The organism is Bartonella sp. AP40SXNS (assembly GCF_042195825.1).
Taxonomy (GTDB): domain Bacteria; phylum Pseudomonadota; class Alphaproteobacteria; order Rhizobiales; family Rhizobiaceae; genus Bartonella.
Window position 1 is genome coordinate 108,029 of record NZ_JBHIPB010000005.1, and the last position, 19,143, is coordinate 127,171.

16 protein-coding genes are annotated in these 19,143 nt (G+C 37.0%); 4 read left to right on the top strand and 12 right to left on the bottom strand.

Annotated elements, in window-relative coordinates:
- Positions 1-34 precede the first annotated feature (34 nt).
- Positions 35-283: a zinc-finger domain-containing protein gene (locus ACFILZ_RS05240; RefSeq protein ID WP_375606646.1), complete on the bottom strand. Its 249-nt coding sequence runs from the start codon at positions 281-283 to the stop codon at positions 35-37.
- Positions 284-610: 327 nt separating this feature from the next.
- Here ACFILZ_RS05240 and ACFILZ_RS05245 point away from each other — a divergent pair, with 327 nt between their 5' ends.
- Both ACFILZ_RS05245 and ppx read left to right on the top strand, forming a co-directional pair.
- Positions 611-2,791: an RNA degradosome polyphosphate kinase gene (locus ACFILZ_RS05245; RefSeq protein WP_375610454.1), complete on the top strand. Its 2,181-nt coding sequence runs from the start codon at positions 611-613 to the stop codon at positions 2,789-2,791.
- A gap of 6 nt (positions 2,792-2,797) precedes the next feature.
- Complete coding sequence (gene ppx / locus ACFILZ_RS05250) at positions 2,798-4,315, top strand: exopolyphosphatase (RefSeq protein ID WP_375610455.1); 1,518 nt, start codon at positions 2,798-2,800, stop codon at positions 4,313-4,315.
- A 270-nt stretch (positions 4,316-4,585) separates the two neighbouring features.
- Here the strand turns inward: ppx and ACFILZ_RS05255 are convergent, their stop codons facing one another.
- The 3 genes from ACFILZ_RS05255 to rnd form a co-directional block, all read right to left on the bottom strand.
- Entirely contained in the window at positions 4,586-4,771 is a 186-nt protein-coding gene (locus ACFILZ_RS05255) for a DNA-binding protein (RefSeq protein ID WP_375610471.1), read from the bottom strand.
- Positions 4,772-5,133: 362 nt separating this feature from the next.
- Positions 5,134-5,277: a hypothetical protein gene (locus ACFILZ_RS05260; RefSeq protein ID WP_375682353.1), complete on the bottom strand. Its 144-nt coding sequence runs from the start codon at positions 5,275-5,277 to the stop codon at positions 5,134-5,136.
- A 146-nt stretch (positions 5,278-5,423) separates the two neighbouring features.
- Entirely contained in the window at positions 5,424-6,578 is a 1,155-nt protein-coding gene (rnd, locus tag ACFILZ_RS05265) for a ribonuclease D (protein WP_375610456.1), read from the bottom strand.
- A gap of 132 nt (positions 6,579-6,710) precedes the next feature.
- On the opposite strand from rnd, the gene aspS reads away from it, so the two are divergent.
- Entirely contained in the window at positions 6,711-8,504 is a 1,794-nt protein-coding gene (gene aspS / locus ACFILZ_RS05270) for an aspartate--tRNA ligase (RefSeq protein WP_375610457.1), read from the top strand.
- 796 nt (positions 8,505-9,300) lie between these two features.
- Positions 9,301-11,550: a DNA topoisomerase IV subunit A gene (gene parC / locus ACFILZ_RS05275; protein ID WP_375610458.1), complete on the top strand. Its 2,250-nt coding sequence runs from the start codon at positions 9,301-9,303 to the stop codon at positions 11,548-11,550.
- 553 nt (positions 11,551-12,103) lie between these two features.
- On the opposite strand, the gene ACFILZ_RS05280 is transcribed toward parC, so the two are convergent.
- The 8 genes from ACFILZ_RS05280 to ACFILZ_RS05315 all read right to left on the bottom strand — a co-directional run bounded on the left by ACFILZ_RS05280 (position 12,104) and on the right by ACFILZ_RS05315 (position 19,136).
- On the bottom strand, positions 12,104-13,360 hold the full coding sequence (locus ACFILZ_RS05280; RefSeq protein WP_375610459.1) for a multidrug effflux MFS transporter: 1,257 nt from the start codon (positions 13,358-13,360) through the stop codon (positions 12,104-12,106).
- Positions 13,361-13,431: 71 nt separating this feature from the next.
- Positions 13,432-13,764, bottom strand: a complete 333-nt coding sequence (gene grxD, locus ACFILZ_RS05285) for a Grx4 family monothiol glutaredoxin (protein ID WP_375606638.1) — start codon at positions 13,762-13,764, stop codon at positions 13,432-13,434.
- Positions 13,765-13,862: 98 nt separating this feature from the next.
- Positions 13,863-14,096 (bottom strand): BolA/IbaG family iron-sulfur metabolism protein, encoded by a 234-nt coding sequence (locus ACFILZ_RS05290; protein WP_375606724.1) that lies wholly within the window; start codon positions 14,094-14,096, stop codon positions 13,863-13,865.
- A gap of 59 nt (positions 14,097-14,155) precedes the next feature.
- Positions 14,156-16,366, bottom strand: coding sequence for a phosphoribosylformylglycinamidine synthase subunit PurL (purL, locus tag ACFILZ_RS05295; RefSeq protein WP_375610460.1), 2,211 nt, complete (start codon positions 16,364-16,366; stop codon positions 14,156-14,158).
- A gap of 281 nt (positions 16,367-16,647) precedes the next feature.
- Positions 16,648-17,319, bottom strand: a complete 672-nt coding sequence (gene purQ / locus ACFILZ_RS05300; RefSeq protein ID WP_375606636.1) for a phosphoribosylformylglycinamidine synthase subunit PurQ — start codon at positions 17,317-17,319, stop codon at positions 16,648-16,650.
- Positions 17,320-17,330: 11 nt separating this feature from the next.
- A complete protein-coding gene (gene purS / locus ACFILZ_RS05305) occupies positions 17,331-17,570 on the bottom strand; it encodes a phosphoribosylformylglycinamidine synthase subunit PurS (protein WP_375606635.1) in 240 nt (79 codons plus the stop codon).
- 79 nt (positions 17,571-17,649) lie between these two features.
- Positions 17,650-18,414, bottom strand: coding sequence for a phosphoribosylaminoimidazolesuccinocarboxamide synthase (gene purC / locus ACFILZ_RS05310; protein ID WP_375606723.1), 765 nt, complete (start codon positions 18,412-18,414; stop codon positions 17,650-17,652).
- Positions 18,415-18,587: 173 nt separating this feature from the next.
- Positions 18,588-19,136, bottom strand: a complete 549-nt coding sequence (locus tag ACFILZ_RS05315) for an RBBP9/YdeN family alpha/beta hydrolase (RefSeq protein WP_375606634.1) — start codon at positions 19,134-19,136, stop codon at positions 18,588-18,590.
- Between the last annotated feature and the right edge of the window lie 7 nt (positions 19,137-19,143).

Here is a 19,143-nt window from a genome sequence, read left to right on the forward strand (position 1 = left end):
AAAGAGTAGTTATTTAAGAAAGCCCTAGAACACATTATAATAGCTTGTCTGGATGATATAAACATCCTGTTGGGTTTGTTTGATCGTACGATAACGAGGGAACATAACGATAAAGGGTTGAGCAGTAAGGGCAAATTTTCTCATCAGCAGCGCCCATATCAATAAAAATATGAGGGTGATCGAATGGTTGTGTAGCGCCTACACACATAAACTCTTTCACACCAATTTCGATTGTTTTATATCCAAGGTCATTTTGAAAATGGGGAATATTGTGATCAGCCATGGCGTACAAACTCCAGAATAAATTGTCTCATTAGTTATGATAAGGCTCTTCTATTTTATAAGTGTGAGTTTGTAATAAAGCGTATCATAATGCAAGATGCTTTTTAAGACAAACTACTCCTCTTTTATGCTATAATCAGAATAGTTGTCTTACTTTTAGCGCTTTGCGCATAGAACCTCGTTCCAAGTATTTTAAAATATTAAATGGAAACATGACAAGAAAAATGGGGCATTGATGTATTATTATGATGATAACATATTATAAAATATTATGTGAGATATTTCGTCAAGGATTTTAGAAAATATAAAAGAAGCTTAGTTAGAATATATGGAAAAGAGGGTGAAAGATAAAATTTCTATATCAAATATAACAATGAAAAATCCGGTACGGTTTATTAATCGAGAGTTTTCATGGCTACAATTTAATAATCGTGTTTTGATGGAAGCAGCTAATTCGAAACATCCTTTATTAGAACGTCTACAATTTCTTTCTATTTCAGCTGCAAATCTTGATGAGTTTTTTATGGTTCGTGTTGCAGGACTAGCAGCTCAAATTCGTGCTCGCGTTACAGCGTGCAGTGCAGATGGGCACACTCCACAGGAACAACTTGATATTGTGCTCGCTGAGATTTCAAAGCTGCAGGCTCACCAACTACGAGAATTGAATGTTTTACGTGATGAATTAAAAAAGAATGATATTGAAATTATTTGTTCTGATGATCTTTCAGAAATTGAAAAATCATGGCTTGAAAAATATTTTCTTGAGACAATTTTTCCTGTTTTAAAACCTTTGCCTGTTGATTCTACTCATCCTTTTCCATTTATTTCTAATTTAGGGCTTTCTATTGGGCTTCAATTGTCTGGAGAAGCTGATCAGAATTCACACACAGTGTTGTTGTCTATTTCAATGCTTTTAAGGCGTTTCATTCTTCTTCCTCAAGAAGGTAATCATTTTCGTTTTATCGCATCTGAAGATGTTATTTGCCTTTTTATTAAACATGTATTTCCTAACTATGAGATTAAAGGAATTGGTACATTTAGAATAATCCGAGATAGTGATATTGAAGTAGAAGAGGAAGCTGAAGATCTTGTTCATTTTTTTGAAACTGCTCTTAAAAGGCGGCGCCGTGGACAGGTTATTCGAATTGAATTTGACGCAAAAATGCCAGAGAGTTTACGCCAATTTATAGCGAATAGTCTTGCTGTTCCTGATCATTGTATTAATGTTCTTGATGGATTTTTGGCGCTTAATATGGTATCAGAGATTGTTTCTATTCCCCGTGATGATCTCAAATTTATTCCTTATATTTCTCGTGTTCCGAAATGTATTCGTGAGCATCATGGGGATTGTTTTGCAGCTATTCGTGAAAATGATATTGTGATTCATCACCCCTATGAGACATTTGATGTTGTTGTCCAATTTTTACGTCAAGCTGCTTGCGATCCTGATGTTGTAGAAATAAAACAAACACTTTATCGTACATCAAATGATAGTCCAATTGTTGGCGCTTTGATTGAAGCAGCTGAACAGGGAAAGTCTGTGACTGCTTTGGTAGAACTTAAAGCACGTTTTGATGAGGAAGCAAATATTCGTTGGGCCCGGGATCTTGAATGTGCTGGGGTTCAAGTTATTTTTGGTTTTATTGCATTAAAAACACATGCTAAGATGTCATTGGTTGTGAGACGTGAGGGAAAACGTCTTCGCTCTTATGTTCATCTTGGAACAGGAAACTACCATCCCATTAACGCTAAAACTTATACCGATCTTTCTTTTTTTTCCACGGATGATGTTATTGCTCATGATGTTGCGTTATTGTTCAATTATATTGCGCAATATGAGCGTCCAAATGAAACAATAAAGATTGCTTTTTCACCCTTAACATTGCGTGGTCGTATCTTAGAGCATATTGAGGGAGAAATTGTTCATGCACAACAGGGAAGATTTGCTGCTATTTGGATGAAAGTTAATGCATTGGTTGATCCTGAAATTATTGATGCTTTATATCGTGCCAGTCAAGCAGGGGTGCAAATTGATTTGGTTGTGCGGGGGATATGTTGTTTACGTCCTGGTATTCTAGGAATTTCGGATAATATTCGTGTAAAATCAATCGTCGGGCGTTTTCTTGAACATAGTCGCATTTTTTGTTTTGGGAATGGTCAAGATTTGCCCAATGAAAATGCGCTTATTTACTTAGGCTCTGCCGATATGATGCCTCGTAATCTAGACTATCGTATTGAAATATTGGTTCCAGTTTTTAATAAAATAGTGCGTCAAAAAATTCTTTTACAGATTATGTTGGCTAATATCATTGATAATCAACAAAGCTTTGATATACTTAAGGACGGAACATCAAAACGTATTACACCGCAGAGAGGTGAAAGTCTATTTAATGCGCAGGAGTATTTTATGGCCAATACAAGTTTTGCGGGGGAAAATGAGTCTTTTGAGTCTTCTGTTTCGCGCTTGGTTGCGTTGCATCGGCAACAAGCCGAAATACATAAAGACTAAAATCCAATGACATATAGAGATGCTCAAGGTCGGTTAAAAGGGCGTAAGCCTGTTGCTGTTATTGATATTGGCTCAAATTCTGTTCGGTTGGTTATTTATGAGGGGCTTGTTCGATCACCAACGGTTTTATTTAATGAAAAGATTCTTTGTGGTCTCGGTCATGGTGTGGCGAAAACGGGATTTTTAGAAGAAAAATCGATGAAAATGGCGTTGCAAACACTGAAACGGTTTCGTACGCTTTGTCGACAGATTGGGGCAGATGAGGTCTATACTTTAGCAACGGCAGCAGCACGAGATGCACAGAATGGCGTAGCATTTATTCAGCATGCTGAAGATATTTTGCAAAATAAAATATATCTTCTTTCAGGAAGTGAAGAAGCTATGTATTCAGCCTATGGAGTTGTGTCTACCTTTTATCAACCAAAAGGTATTTCTGGGGATCTTGGTGGTGGAAGTCTTGAGCTGATTGATATTGATCATTCTGATGTTGGTGAAGGGATAACGCTCCCATTGGGTGGTTTAAGGCTACAGTATATATCAAATAATGATAGTGCTGTAGCTACAAAAATTGTACATGAGCAATTTTATAAATCGTCTGTTGTTCGTGCTCGTAAAGGTATAGCACGTTATTTTTATGCAGTAGGGGGGACATGGCGTAATTTGGCAAAACTCCATATGGCAATGAAACACTATCGGCTTCCTGTTATGCATGGCTATGAAGTTGATGCTGTTGAAATGGAGAACTTTTTACGTCTTGTAGCGCGTGGCAATATTGATAATATGAGAGGGATTGCAGCGGTTTCTCAGAACCGTCGAAAACTTTTATCTTATGGGGCAATAGTTCTTATTGAACTCATTCAGTGTATGGAGTTTGAAAAGATAATCTTTTCTGGTGCTGGCGTTCGTGAAGGTTTTCTTTATTCACGATTGCCGCAGGCGATTCGACTTTCTGATCCTCTCATTGCAGCATGCACAGAAATGGCTATTTTACGGGCGCGTTCACCAAAACAAGCAGAAGAACTCATTGATTTTACGACGAATGCTTTTGAAGTTTTTGGAATTTCAGAAACGGAAAATGAATGCCGTTATCGTCAAGCCGCTTGTCTTCTTGCGGATATTGGTTGGCGTATACATCCAGATTATCGAGGCAATGAAGCAGCAAATCAAATAGCTTTAGGATCTTATCCAGGAATTTCTCATGAAGGGCGCCTTTATGCGGCACTTGCTGTTTTTTTTCGCAATACAAGTTTATTGGTTGATAAAGAATCTCTTCCCATTTTTCAGCTAGCAACGCAAAATATAATTGAGAAAGCACGTATTCTCGGTGAAACTATGCGTCTTGCTCATCTTTTTAGCGCTTCTGTTGCAGGAATTTTACCTCATTTATTGTGGCATAAAAAAACAGATCATATTATCCTGCAGATCCCAAAGAATTACGCTGGATTATTAGGAGAACGTCCTCTTGGACGATTAAAGAAGTTATCAACAATAATAAAACAACCTCTCTCTTTTGAAATTTTTTGATTTTTTTCCTAATTTATTCGTGTTTTATGTCTTATAATAAAGCCATTGACGAGGGATAAGCTAGGTAACCTGTCATCATGAGCCGAACAACTGGTTGTTTCATAACGCCCAATCCAGACTCTACGCAAGGCATTTGTAATGCCCTGAGCATTCATAAAAGAAAATATAATTTTTTATTCTGTTATTTGCCTCACAGGGTGTGATTTGCATTTCATAAGCTTCATGTAAAAATAAAAGCCTTGTCCGTCCTTACGTGACAAGGTTTTCTTTTTATGCTGCGTCGTTATAACGTTTCTGTTTAGCTTTCTTGATTATATTGATAAGATTTGATTGTAGCCAACGCGATAAAAAAACAAATTTTAAAGATTTTTGGAGAGATCCATTGGTTACATGACGCCGGAATGTTGAACCACTTATATGAAGTAGTTTTGCACTTTCACGGTCTGTCAAAAGAATATCATTTCAGTCATTATAAAATCCTTTCACTATAAAAAATAGAAATAAATCACAACTATTTATTAACCATGATTTCGAATCCTTTGAAAGGTGTTTAATTTATAAAAAAACAGCGCTTTATCATATAATTTCTTATGTGATACTTTATGAGTCTTATTGAGATAAAATGAAAGAATCCTACGATATTCGGAGTTCTAATTCAATATAAATAACGCTAGATTATCTTTATAAATCAATATATTGCCTTTGTTAGGTATTTTAGTTGTTATGCTGGCTCGTTTTTGATTGTTAGATTGCAATCTCGGTAGTTTTTTTATACGATATGGTGACGTGAGGCATTATATCTTTGTTTTTTCCTATTGCTAGGCTGCTATTTTTGTAATGAATGCGCTTTTATTATCAGAGCTTTTTCTTTTTAAAGCTTTTAAATAAGGAGCGGTCTGTTTTTTTAGATTATTTTTAATAGGATTGCTATTTGATTGACCTGATAAAGATTTAGCTATCATTTTTAATAAGAGTTCACTATTTAATTTTTTAACTTTATCAGAAGTAGGCTTTATTTATCCTGTTTGCATTGGCCTATAGGGCATACCAATTGATGTAGATAATGAGTAGCGTAATGGATTTTTTAAAATAAAAATGTAAATGTAAATTAAAGCTGTTTTGTGCTTATTTTCCCATCGTGAAAGTAAAAACCTATCTGGCCCTTTAGCAGTTGTTCGGCTTTTTGACCAAATATTTCATAGCGCCAGCCATTCATAGCGGGAATATTTTTCTTTATTCCTCCATTGGCAATTTTTTCTAAATCATTAGATGTTGCAATAATTTTAGGGGCAATGCTGTTTTCATTTGCAACAATTTTTAATAACACTTTGAGCAGATCGATAACAGCGGCTGTCGTATCATTGAGTGGATTATGTTTAGGAATGGGGGGTAAAGTGGAAAGATCCACCTCTAATCCTTCGTGGACAGCTTTGATTAATGATTGAGCAATTGAGAATTTATCCCAATTCTTATTAAGACTGCGCAACCGTTTTAATGCAGATTCATCTTTTGGTTGTTGGATTGCTATTTCTATAAGACATTCATCTTTTATAATATGACGACGTGGCATATTGTATTTTCGTGCTTCACGTTCACGCCAAGCTGCTATCTTTTGTAATACAGCAAGTTCACGTGGCTTTTTAATTTGTCCTTTCACTTTTTTCCACGCTTCATCTTCTGGCATGTCATAGGTTTTAGGATTTAAAAGGATTGTTATTTCATCGTCCATCCAGTGAGCACGTTGATTTTTTTCTAACCGTTTTTTCAATAACAGGTAAACATCTCTTAAGTAAGTTACATCGGCAAGTGCGTAGAGCAGTTGTTTTTCAGATAAAGGTCGGTAACTCCAGTCTGTAAAGCGGGAGGATTTATCAAGATGATGCCCTGTGCAGCGTTGTACAATTTGATCATAGGAGATAGAATCACCAAATCCACAAATTGATCCTGCTATTTGCGTATCAAAGAGAGGGGAAGGAATAACACCTCCAAGGTGATAAATTGTTTCAATATCTTGGCGCGCAGCATGAAAAACTTTTACAACTTTTTTATCGATCATAAGGTCAAAAAATGGTTGTAAATCAATATCTGGTGCTATGGGATCAATCAAAACTGTGACATCTGGTGAGGCGAGCTGGATTAAACACAGTTGAGGCCAAAAAGTTGTTTCGCGGATAAACTCAGTATCGACAGTTACAAAATCAGAGGTACGTAGAGCGTTAAGTGCAATTTTAAGATCTGTTGTTTGTGTAATAAGATTCATCATTTTATTATAATTCGATAAATTAAATTTGTTCTTTGTTGACTTTATTTTTGAGTTTTTATTCTCATATCTTGACAAATGGTTATTAAAAAGCGTTTGTAGCGCATGTGAATATTATAATCAAAGGCAAAAAACATGCACCGTTATCGCAGTCATCATTGTGCGGCTCTTCGTAGATGTGATGTAGGAACACAAGTTCGTCTTTCAGGATGGGTTCATCGTGTTCGTGATCATGGAGGGATTCTTTTTGTGGATTTACGTGATCATTTTGGAATCACACAAATTGTTGCTGACCCTGCTTCACCAGCTTTTAAAGTTATTGAAAAAGTGCGTTCTGAATGGGTTATTCGTGTGGATGGGGAGGTATGTGCTCGTTCTGATGAGGTTATTAATGCAACGCTTCCAACAGGTGAGATTGAAATTTTTGCACAAGAGGTAGAAATTCTTTCAAAATCTGATGAGCTTCCTTTACCGGTTTTTGGTGAGCCTGATTATCCAGAAGATATTCGATTAAAATATCGTTTTCTTGATTTGCGTCGGGAGACTATGCACAAAAATATCATGCGTCGGACTGAAATTATTGCAGCTATGAGACGGGCTATGCAAAATAATGGTTTTACGGAATTTACGACGCCACTTTTGACAGCTTCATCGCCGGAAGGGGCGCGTGATTTTTTAGTTCCAAGTCGTGTTCATCAGGGAAAATTTTATGCGTTACCGCAAGCGCCACAGCAATATAAACAATTGTTGATGATGTCAGGTTTTGATCGTTATTTTCAGATTGCTCCATGTTTTAGAGATGAAGATCCAAGGGCCGACCGTCTTCCTGGTGAATTTTATCAATTAGATGTTGAAATGAGTTTTGTTGAGCAAGAAGATGTTTTAGCAACTATGGAACCTATTATGCGTTCTATTTTTGAAGAATTTGCGGATGGAAAAACTGTGACACAAAGCTTTCCTCGCATTTCTTATGATGAAGCAATGCGAAAATATGGTTCTGATAAGCCTGACTTGCGTAATCCGATCATTATGGAAGATGTTTCTCAGCATTTTTATAATTCTGGTTTCAAAGTCTTTGCTCAAATTTTAGCGAATGATGAGAATGCACAAGTGTGGGCTATTCCAGCTAAAACGGGTGGAAGTCGTGCTTTTTGTGATCGTATGAATGTATGGGCACAAGGCGAGGGGCAACCAGGGCTCGGCTATATTTTCTGGCGTGAAGAAGAAGGAAAATTTGAAGGAGCAGGGCCTATCGCCAAAAATATTGGTGAACAGAGGACTGAAGCAATCCGTATACAGCTTGGTCTTGAAAGTGGGGATGCCTGTTTTTTTGTAGCTGGCGATCCAAAAAAGTTTTCATCTTTTGCCGGAGCAGCACGCACAAGGGTAGGGGAAGAATTAGATCTTCTTGATAGAGATAGTTTCTCTTTGGCGTGGATTGTTGATTTTCCATTTTTTGAATGGAATGAAGATGAAAAAAAGATTGATTTTGGACATAATCCTTTTTCCATGCCTCAAGGGGGAGAAAATGCCCTTGCCTGCCAAGATCCTCTTACTATTAAAGCTTTTCAATATGATCTTGTTTGCAATGGTTATGAAATTGCATCAGGTGGAATTCGTAATCACTTACCAGAAATGATGCTTAAAGTTTTTGAACTTGTAGGACTTTCTAAGGAAGTTGTGAAAGATCGTTTCGGTGGTCTTTATCGTGCATTCCATTATGGGGCTCCGCCACATGGTGGCATGGCTGCGGGAATTGACCGCATTATTATGCTGTTACAAGGTGTTAAAAATTTGCGTGAAGTTGCTTTATTCCCTATGAATCAACAGGCGCTTGATCTTTTAATGAGCGCTCCGTCTGAGGTTTCTCCTACACAATTACGTGATTTAGGAATCCGCATGGCTCCTACTCATAAAAATAGTTCATAAAGTTGGTTGTGGATTGTTGTCATCTTTCTACATAAAGTGAAGCGTTGATGCTTCTCTATGGGGTCAGTGTGTGTACTATTTGTAAAAATTGAGATAAACAAAAAATGCTGTTGTTTTGATTTTTTATGAGGGTATTATTTTTAAAAAAATATCTCTCAATGCTGCAATTGTGTTTTACGATGCTTTTTCGTATGAAAGGTATAACTATAAAAGCCTCATGAGTGATATAAAAATCATTGTGTAGCACTATCTTTACTAATAATCACCGTTTTACTTTCTAGATTTCAATATATTGATCGTTCTTGTAAGCAAATGGTTTATAAGAGGTATTTTTCTTCCTTTCTTCATATAGAAGCTTTTCCGCTTATGATCAGCGGGGAAATGTTTGTGATTGATTGATTGTAAGAAATGAGAGAATTCTACAATATTCTGGAGTTTCATTTAAGTTGTAAAAAAATGAATTATCTTTATATATCAATATATTATTTATTTTGAAAATGTCAGTTTCTCTATTTAACACTGAAAAAATGATTTACTTTCTTTGTTATTTATCACTTAAAGAGGATATTTAAAAAGTTTTCGATAATGTATGAAGTATTTTCATATACTGCTTAGGACAAGAGGGAAGAACATGTATAAATTTTTCAAATTGATATAATTTTCTGTTCATGTTTTAATTGCAGCACTTATTTTTATGTCGTTGACTTTTAATAAAAAAGTCGACTCATAAAGGGTTGTTTTAAATAAATCCTATAAAATAACTTTTTATTATTGTGGGAACTTTTGTTCTAATATTATGTCTGATAAAATGAATTTACCTTTTGATAAAGAACATATTGAGCCAATAGAATTACGTTCTGCTTTACAGGAACGTTATTTGGCTTATGCGCTTTCTACGATTACGCACCGTGCATTGCCTGATGTGCGTGATGGATTGAAGCCTGTCCATCGGCGGATTGTTCACGCGATGCGGCTTCTCAAACTAAATCCTGGACAGTCTTATGCGAAATGTGCGCGGATTGTCGGTGATGTCATGGGAAAATTTCATCCTCATGGGGATGCATCTATTTATGATGCTTTGGTGCGCTTGGCTCAAAGTTTTGCAGTTCGTTATCCGTTGGTTGATGGACAAGGCAATTTTGGCAATATTGATGGTGATAATGCTGCTGCCATGCGTTATACGGAAGCACGGATGACTGAAGTGGCAGCATTGTTGCTTGAAGGTATTAATGAAAACGCCATTGATTTTCGTTTAACTTATAATGAGGAAGATGAAGAGCCCGTTGTTTTGCCTGGGGCTTTTCCTAATCTTTTAGCAAATGGTTCATCAGGGATCGCTGTTGGTATGGCAACATCTATTCCACCCCATAATGTTGCTGAGCTTTGTGATGCGGCGCTCCATTTAATTGCACATCCCGATGCACATGATGAGGAATTAAATCAGTTCGTTCTTGGTCCTGATTTTCCAACTGGTGGCATTTTAGTTGAGCCTAAAAAGAGTATTGAGGAATCTTATCGTATTGGTCGGGGTTTTTTTCGCTTGCGTTCACGTTGGCATCAGGAATCTGGTAGCCGTGGTTCTTATGTGATTGTGGTGACTGAAATTCCCTATCAGATTCAAAAGTCACGTCTTATTGAAAAAACAGCAGAGTTACTGCTTGCTCGGCGATTACCAATGCTTGAGGATATCCAAGATGAATCAGCAGAAGATATCAGAATCGTGCTGGTTCCTAAAAATCGGTCGGTTGATCCGGAGCTCCTTATGGAGTCTCTTTTTAAATTGACTGACTTTGAAGTAAGATTTCCCCTTAATCTGAATGTTTTGTCTTTGGGAAAAATACCCAATGTCCTTTCTTTGCGAGAAAGTTTGCATCAATGGCTTGAACATCGTCAAGAAGTGCTTATTCGTCGCTCTCATTATCGGCTTGATCAAATTGATAGCCGATTAGAAATTCTTCATGGATATCTTATTGCCTATTTAAATCTCGATGAGGTCATTCAGATTATTCGTGAAGAGGATGAACCGAAAAAGAAGCTGATTAATCGGTTTGAATTAACAGAAAATCAAGCTGAAGCTATTCTTAATATGCGCTTGCGTTCTTTGCGTAAGCTTGAGGAATTTGAAATTCGTAAGGAATTTGAAAGTTTGAAAGCTGAAAAAGAAAAGCTAAAGAATTTGTTAGCTTCTCCTATAAAACAGTGGAAAATAATTTCAGAAGAAATCAAAAAAGTTCGAAACACTTTTGGTCCTGAAACACTCTTGGGGAAAAGACGTACGACGTTTGAAGAGGCACCAAGACATGATCTTGATGATATTCAACAAGCAATGATCGAAAAAGAACCGGTTACTATTGTTATTTCTGAAAAGGGGTGGGTGCGTGCTTTAAAGGGGCATTTAAACGATTATAAAGCACTTTCTTTTAAAGAAGGAGACAGTTTAAAGTTAGCCTTTCCAGCATTTACGACCGACAAGATTGTGCTGATCAGTACGGGGGGAAAGTTTTTTGCTATTGGTGCAAATAGTTTACCTGGAGGGCGGGGACATGGTGAACCTATTCGTCTTTTAGTTGATATGGACGATGAGCACGATATTTTTACAGCTTTTGTGCATCATGCAGAGGGAAAATTGCTCTTGGTTTCGTCTCATGGAAATGGCTTTATTGTCCTTGCTTCAGAAGTGATCGCCAATACACGAAAAGGAAAGCAAGTGATGAATGTCAAATCTCCTGATAAGGTGAAACTTTGTGTTCCGGTAAATGGTGATCATGTTGCTGTGGTCGGTGAAAACCGTAAAATGCTTATTTTTTCTATTGAACAAATACCAGAAATGAATCGTGGTAAAGGTGTTCGTTTACAGCGTTACAAAGAGGGTGGCATTGTTGATGCCAAAACTTTTAATTTATCAGAAGGTTTAAGTTGGCAAGATACAGCTGATCGAATCTTTAACCGCCAAGCTGATGATCTCATTGAATGGATGGGAACGCGTGCGGGCGTCGGGCGTTTGGTTCCAAGGGGATTTCCAAAATCGGGAAAATTTATCAATTAAATTTATTTTATAAACGGGAAAGTGCCGTATGACTTTATGATATGCAATATATTGATTTATAAAGATAACGTATCACTTTTATATTGAAAGAAAGACCTAAAGTGTGAGTTTTTTTCTTAATTTTTGTCTTGTTTAGGTTAAATCAGTAAAAAATATTTGCTTGCATGTCATAAGATGAGGGGGGGATTGTGTGCATAAAAACTATTGAGGAAAAGAATAAAAATATTTCTTATAGACTGTTTGAAATATAAGAGCTGTTGCAACAATAGGTATGTTTGTTTTTTAATCAGTGATTATATTTTTGGAAACTGGGAATAGTATTATGATGACGATTTGCGTCTTTATTAAGTAAAGATACTGCTTTTCAATGATTTTATACAGTTCACTGTTTTTTTAACCTTATATCATTCATGAATGTTGTCGTGAAATGATTTGAGAAGTTTATTTTTAAAACAAACATGTGAATGTTCAGCATAAGAGTGTCCTATTTTATATTATAGGCATTTCCTTATTGTTCAAGAGAGATATTATTAATTGTCTCATAAAGCAGTCTTTATTCGTTAGGGTTATTATGATATTGCCTAAAAAGATGACCACGTTCAGCCCATAAAACAAGAAGTATGGCAGTGAGGCTCAGAAAGAAAAATCCTGCTGAGTTTGGGATGGTTGTTTCATCAAATTGTTGGGCAATAAAAAAGCTAAGTCCTGCACCGATAGATGTTTGAAGAAAGCCGGATACAGAAGATGCTGTTCCAGCAATTTCGCCTACAGATTCGAGAGCAAGTGTATTGAAATTGGCCATAATGCCACCACAGGTAAACATTAATATACAATATAACGTCATATAAAAAGGAAAAGGGATAACACCACCTGCTAAGATGGAGCCAATAAACCAAATGCATGAAGTGACACAAAAGAGCAAAAGCATAGTATGAGCAATACGTCTCATTCCAAGACGTCCGACAAGTCGAGAATTCATGAATGATGAGAAAGCCTGAAATGCAGCACCGATGGCAAATGCGATAGGAAACCAAAAGCCTAAGTTATAAATTCCTTCATAGGTTTGTTGTGATGTATTAACAGCAATAAAAATGCACCCTAAAATGATAGAAGTTGCAAGTGTATAGCAAAGTGTTGTACGATTTGTCACAACAATCCATAAATTGTGTTTGACTGAAGAAAAGGAAAGAGGGCGTTGTTCATGAAGTGTTTCAGGCAAGCGGAATTGAATCCAAATCATCAGCCCGAAACCAATCATTGCCATGAAAATAAAAATATATTGCCAATGTCCGAGTAGTAAAATGACCTGTCCTGTTGCGGGACCAACCATTGGTGCAACAAGAAAAACCATCATAACAATAGACATAACTTCTGCCATTTTTCGACCACTGTAAAGATCACGTACGACGGAAACTGTAAGAACCCGCATAGCAGCTCCTCCAATACCTTGCAAGATACGCAAAATAAGTAAGAGAGAAAAATCAGTTACAAAGGCACAGCCAATCGCCGTAAATGAATAAAAAGCAAGACCAATAAGGATAAGTTTACGTCGTCCATACCGATCGCTTATGGGACCGAAAAATATTTGAGCAATACCATAGCTAATAAGATAACTCGAAATGATATAATGTTGATCATTTTCATTAAGAACATTTAAGCCGTCCAAAATGTTGGGCATAGCTGGCAGCATAATATCAACAGCTATAGCGTTAATAGCCATGAGAGAAGCAATAAGAACAACAAATTCTTTATAGCCAATTTTTTTTCTAATCGCATCACTATGTGTTTGTTCATTGAGTGAATATGACATATGGCATCCTTGAAATAAAAATTTCGTCTGAAAACAGCTCTTTTTAAGAGTCTGAATAAAATGAAAGATACCTATGATTGATTGCAGGGAATATTTTTTTCTTTCAAAAGTTCCTGTAACTCATTGTTTTGAAACATCTCTTTAACAATATCACAGCCTCCGATAAATTCACCTTTGATATAAAGCTGTGGAATTGTTGGCCAATTTGAGTAATCTTTAATCCCTTGACGCAATTCGTTAGAAGTTAAGATATTAATCCCTTTATAATTCAATCCTAAATAATCAAGGATCTGAACAACTTGTCCTGAAAACCCGCATTGCGGAGCGTCAGGTGTTCCTTTCATGAATAAAATGACGTCGTTTGTTTTAATCTCGTTGTCAATAAAATCATGAACAGTGGTCATTTTTATCCCTCGATATTTCAGATTTTTATCAGTGTGTAATTTATATTCATACTGTTTTTAATCGTATTAAATGTGTGAATGCAAGAAGAAATTTTAGATTATTTTGGAATATTTGTTTGCAACATTAAGGCATGAAGGTCATTTCCCATATTGCCTTTAAGGGCATCATAAACCATTTTATGTTGTTGAACACGGGTTTTACCACGAAAACTTTCAGAAATAACTTCTGCAGCATAATGTTCTCCATCTCCAGCAAGATCACGAACTATTACAATAGCATCAGGAATACTTTCACGAATAAGCGTTTCAATTGCATGGGCACTCATCGCCATCATTATTCTCCTATGTTATTCATTTTTTTATAAAGGCTGTTTAAGAGAAAAAACAATTTTTACTCTTCACCCATAAATTGTGGAAACCAGTTTTCATAGGCTTTTGTGAGTTTGTCTATAGAAAGTTTTAGTATTCCATCTATATCAAGTGCATCACCTGCAACGTTACCTAGCTCTATTAAAGAAACTGCACTTATTTGTGCGAGCTCTTTAAGGCTATTGAGTGCTTCAGGTTTGACTGCTAAAAGATAACGTCCTTGGTCTTCTCCAAAAAGTTCTGCATGTTCTGGTGATTGGTTGCTTAATTTTGTTTTGATCCCTTTACCTGCTTTAATGACCATTTCTGCAAGCGCAATCGCTAATCCTCCATCAGAAAGATCATGGGCGGCGTGAACAAAACCACGATGTATGACATCTCGAACAAATTGACCATGCTTTTTTTCAAGTTGTAAATCTACGTGAGGGGGGGCACCTGCATCAATATTTAAAATGTTTCGCGCATAGATTGATTGTCCTAAATGAGAACCGCAATCTCCCACTAAAACAATATAATCTCCATTTTGCATCCCCTTTATTGTTACCATTTTAGACCAATCACCAAGAAGTCCTACACCAGCAATTGTAGGGGTTGGAAGAATAGCTTCTCCATTTGTTTCGTTGTAAAGAGAAACATTGCCTGAAACGATAGGGAAATCGAGGATTCTACAAGCTTCCCCTATCCCTTTAATAGCCAAGACCAGTTGTCCCATAATTTCAGGTTTTTCAGGGTTACCAAAATTGAGATTATCTGTAGCAGCCAACGGCGTTGCACCTGTCGTACTAATATTTCGCCAACATTCTGCGACAGCTTGTTTTCCTCCCTCATAAGGGTCTGCTTCACAATAGCGAGGTGTTACATCAGAAGAAAAAGCAAGAGCACGTTTGCTATTGTTGCCTACACGGATAACGCCTGCATCGCCTCCTGGGCGGATAAGGCTATTTCCTTGGATAAGGGTATCATATTGTTCATAAATCCATCGTCGTGAACTTTGATCAGCAGAATTCAATAAGCTCAAAAGCGCATCACCAAGATTGTTAACTTTTTTGACGTCTTCTGTTTTCAGGAGTGTTTTTTTTGCAGGTTCACTCCAAGGACGGTCATAAACAGGTGCTTCATCACCAAGTTCTTTGATGGGAAGATTAACAACTTCTTTCCCTTGATGAAATACACGGAAACGTAGATCATTGGTTGTTTTTCCAATAATGGAAAAATGGAGCCCCCATTTATGAAAAATTGCTGCTGCTTGCTTTTCTAACTCTGGTTTAAGAACCATGAGCATACGCTCTTGGCTTTCAGAAAGCATCATTTCATAGGCTGTCATGTTTTCTTCACGAACGGGAACTGCATCAAGATTAAGCTGTATTCCTAGATTGCCTTTTGCACCCATTTCAACGGCAGAAGAGGTGAGACCTGCAGCTCCCATATCTTGAATAGCAACCACAGCTCCAAGTTCCATGAGCTCTAAACATGCTTCAAGAAGACACTTTTCTGTAAAAGGATCACCGACTTGAACGGTTGGACGTTTTTCACTGATTGAATCATCGAATTCAGCAGAAGCCATTGTTGCTCCACCGACACCATCTCGCCCTGTTTTTGCCCCAAGATAAACAACAGGGAGTCCGATGCCTTGCGCTTTAGAATAAAAAAGGGCGTCTGTCTTTGCAATACCGGCTACAAAAGCGTTAACAAGGATATTGCCATTATAACGCTCATCAAAATTTACTTCTCCACCAACCGTTGGAACGCCAAAAGCATTGCTGTAACCACCAATACCAGAAACAACACCGGAAACAAGATGGCGTGTTCGTGGATGATCAGGAGCGCCAAATCGCAATGCATTCATAGCGGCGACAGGACGGGCTCCCATTGTGAAGACATCACGTAAAATACCACCAACACCTGTTGCTGCACCTTGATAAGGTTCAATATAAGAAGGATGGTTATGGCTTTCCATTTTAAAAACCACACATTCCCCTTCACCAATATCAACAACGCCAGCATTTTCACCAGGCCCTTGAATGACACACTTTCCTTCTGTTGGAAGAGTTTTTAGCCATTTTTTAGAGGATTTATAAGAACAATGTTCATTCCACATTGCAGAAAAAATTCCTAGTTCAGTAAATGTTGGCTCTCTACCGATTAACGTCAGGATACGTTGATATTCATCTTCTTTTAGCCCGTGTTGTGCAATGAGCTCTGGTGTAATAGTGATGTTATCGCAAGGCTTCATGAGTATTTATCCGTTAAATTAACTGAAATTTAGCATTTTAGTTTCTATCTAGCAGCTATTATAAGCAATAATGTTGTTTAATAATAAAAATATTCATAGACCGTAAGCTGAAGATTTTGTTCGTTTGTTTGATGGGATTTAAGACCAAAAACGATCTTAAATAATTATGTATTTAGAAAATAATATCCATTGTTGTTTGTGAATAATTCCGTTCATGGATTTACGACGCAAGATATAGACCTTTGTTTTTTATAATTATGGAGCACAAGAATTTTTCGGCATCATCCATTTGCTAACTCTAAAGCACTTTGAAAAAGTAAACGACCGTCAACACCTCCATGAGCGGGTTCAATAAAGTTTTCAGGATGAGGCATCATACCAAGAATATTACCAGCTTTATTAACAATACCAGCAATATCTTTTATTGAGCCATTAGGATTTGTATTTTCTGCATAACGAAAAACAATTTGTTGATTATCTTCCATTTGTTTTAATGTTTCACTATCAACAAAATAATTCCCATCGTGATGGGCAACGGGACAACGAATAATTTGTCCTTTAGAATAATATCGAGAAAATTTTGTCTTGGCGTTAACGACTTCAAGTTTGATTTCACGACAAACAAATTTTAAAGAAGCGTTACGCATTAAAGTACCGGGTAATAATCCAGCTTCCAACAAAATTTGAAATCCATTACAGATCCCTATTATTGTAGTCCCTTCTTGTGCTTTTTCACGAATGGCCTTTAAGATAGGGGTTCGCGCTCCAATAGCGCCACACCTTAAGTAGTCGCCATAAGAAAAACCACCAGGAATAATAATAACATCTACATCTGGAATTGTTGTTTCTGTTTGCCAAATTTTTAGTGGTTCAACTCCCGTTATATGATGTAATGCTGCAATCATATCTCGGTCACGATTTAATCCAGGAAGTTGAATGATAGCAGTTTTCATGAGCGTTCCACTTAAAGAAGTTCGATTGTATAATTTTCGATGACAGTATTTACGAGTAACTCTTCACACATCTGGTTAAGTTTTTTCTTTGCGCTTTCAGAAGGTAGATCATCAAGAACAATATCAAAAACCTTTCCTTGACGAATGGAATGAATGCCCTCGAAAGCTAAACTTTTTAAAGCACCAACAATTGCTTCTCCTTGTGGATCAAGAACGCTTTCTCTTAAAGTAACTGTAATGCGTGCTTTCATTTTTTGCTTCCTGTTGTTAAAAGAACCTCTCCTTTGAAGAGGGGGTATTTATATAAGGTGATAATATTTTACCTTGTTTTTATTTTACGAGAACGGGACCACTTGGTCGTGTAGGTTCATTTTCATTCATAATACCAAGACGTTTGGCAACTTCTTGATAGGCATTAATAAGCCCACCCATATCACGACGAAAACGGTCTTTATCCATTTTTTCTTGTGTGTGCATATCCCATAGTCGTGCAGAATCAGGAGAGATTTCATCAGCAAGAACAATGCGCATTGTTTCATCTTCCCACAGGCGACCAAATTCCATTTTAAAATCAATTAATTGGATGTTAACACCGGCAAAAAGCCCAGAAAGAAAATCATTAATACGAATTGAAAGTTGCATGATATCTTCTATCTCTTGTGGGACAGCCCACCCAAAAGTTGTGATATGTTCTTCCGTTACCATAGGATCATCGAGAGAATCATTTTTATAGTAGAATTCAATGATGGATTGCGGAAGCGGGGTTCCTTCTTCCAGTCCTAAACGCTTAGCAAGAGAGCCAGCAGCAACATTGCGAACAACAACTTCCAACGGAATGATTTCCACCGCTTTAATAAGCTGTTCGCGCATGTTTATACGTTTGATAAAATGTGTTGGGATGCCCAAACGTCCAAGATGGCTAAAAATATGTTCCGAAATTCGGTTGTTTAAAACCCCCTTTCCATCGATAATTTCATGTTTTTTTGCATTAAAGGCAGTTGCATCATCTTTAAAAAACTGAATATAAGTCCCTGGTTCAGGTCCTTCATATAAAATTTTAGCCTTGCCTTCATAAATACGGTGGCGACGATTCATCATGATTCTCTATTTATCTTGAGAGGTTTTTAATAACATTGATAAATGATACTATCCTAATTGATAGAATTTCTCAATGATATTGCTATGATACTTTTATAATTTTTGTCATTACACGTTTATCCAAAGGTGAAGATACATAAGCGATGAGAAAGAAGATCATCTCTTTTGGATCAAATTTTTGCAAGAAAGTGAGAGAGGACCATAAGCCCTTCAGGCCAAGGTCCGTGTCCGGATTCTGCGTTAATATGGCCAGAATACCCAGCATCAACAAAGAGTGATCCCCAATCATTGGCAATTTTTTCTGCTACTGAAAATTGACAAAACTCATCGTTGCGACTGGCTATGACAATAGAAGGAAAAGAAAGCTTTTGGCGATGATAGGGGCCAAATGTCATTAAATGTTTGGGACGTATTTTTTCATTGGCGACATCTGGAGGTGCAACAAAGAAAGCGCCACAAATTTTTTCTGTATTTTGTACAGTTGCATGAATAACACTGGGAACTCCTAATGAATGAGCAATAAGCATAACAGGCCTTTGAGCTTTTGCGATGGCGGTTTTAACTTTGTTAACCCACTCTTCACAAACAGGCTTTGACCAATGGAGTTGTTCAATGCGGCGGGCTGTCGACAATTTTTTTTCCCAGCGTGTTTGCCAATGATCTGGACCAGATCCTTTGTAGCCAGGAACAATAAGAATATCGAGTTGATTTGCTTTCATGAATTGT

What these genes read in the sequence shown, in the direction of transcription:
- ACFILZ_RS05240 (WP_375606646.1), bottom strand. Translation starts at nt 283, where the DNA reads ATGGCTGATCACAATATTCCCCATTTTCAAAATGACCTTGGATATAAA.
- ACFILZ_RS05245 (WP_375610454.1), top strand. Translation starts at nt 611, where the DNA reads ATGGAAAAGAGGGTGAAAGATAAAATTTCTATATCAAATATAACAATG.
- ppx (WP_375610455.1), top strand. Translation starts at nt 2,798, where the DNA reads ATGACATATAGAGATGCTCAAGGTCGGTTAAAAGGGCGTAAGCCTGTT.
- ACFILZ_RS05260 (WP_375682353.1), bottom strand. Translation starts at nt 5,277, where the DNA reads ATGATAGCTAAATCTTTATCAGGTCAATCAAATAGCAATCCTATTAAA.
- rnd (WP_375610456.1), bottom strand. Translation starts at nt 6,578, where the DNA reads ATGATGAATCTTATTACACAAACAACAGATCTTAAAATTGCACTTAAC.
- aspS (WP_375610457.1), top strand. Translation starts at nt 6,711, where the DNA reads ATGCACCGTTATCGCAGTCATCATTGTGCGGCTCTTCGTAGATGTGAT.
- parC (WP_375610458.1), top strand. Translation starts at nt 9,301, where the DNA reads ATGTCTGATAAAATGAATTTACCTTTTGATAAAGAACATATTGAGCCA.
- ACFILZ_RS05280 (WP_375610459.1), bottom strand. Translation starts at nt 13,360, where the DNA reads ATGTCATATTCACTCAATGAACAAACACATAGTGATGCGATTAGAAAA.
- grxD (WP_375606638.1), bottom strand. Translation starts at nt 13,764, where the DNA reads ATGACCACTGTTCATGATTTTATTGACAACGAGATTAAAACAAACGAC.
- ACFILZ_RS05290 (WP_375606724.1), bottom strand. Translation starts at nt 14,096, where the DNA reads ATGGCGATGAGTGCCCATGCAATTGAAACGCTTATTCGTGAAAGTATT.
- purL (WP_375610460.1), bottom strand. Translation starts at nt 16,366, where the DNA reads ATGAAGCCTTGCGATAACATCACTATTACACCAGAGCTCATTGCACAA.
- purQ (WP_375606636.1), bottom strand. Translation starts at nt 17,319, where the DNA reads ATGAAAACTGCTATCATTCAACTTCCTGGATTAAATCGTGACCGAGAT.
- purS (WP_375606635.1), bottom strand. Translation starts at nt 17,570, where the DNA reads ATGAAAGCACGCATTACAGTTACTTTAAGAGAAAGCGTTCTTGATCCA.
- purC (WP_375606723.1), bottom strand. Translation starts at nt 18,414, where the DNA reads ATGAATCGTCGCCACCGTATTTATGAAGGCAAGGCTAAAATTTTATAT.
- ACFILZ_RS05315 (WP_375606634.1), bottom strand. Translation starts at nt 19,136, where the DNA reads ATGAAAGCAAATCAACTCGATATTCTTATTGTTCCTGGCTACAAAGGA.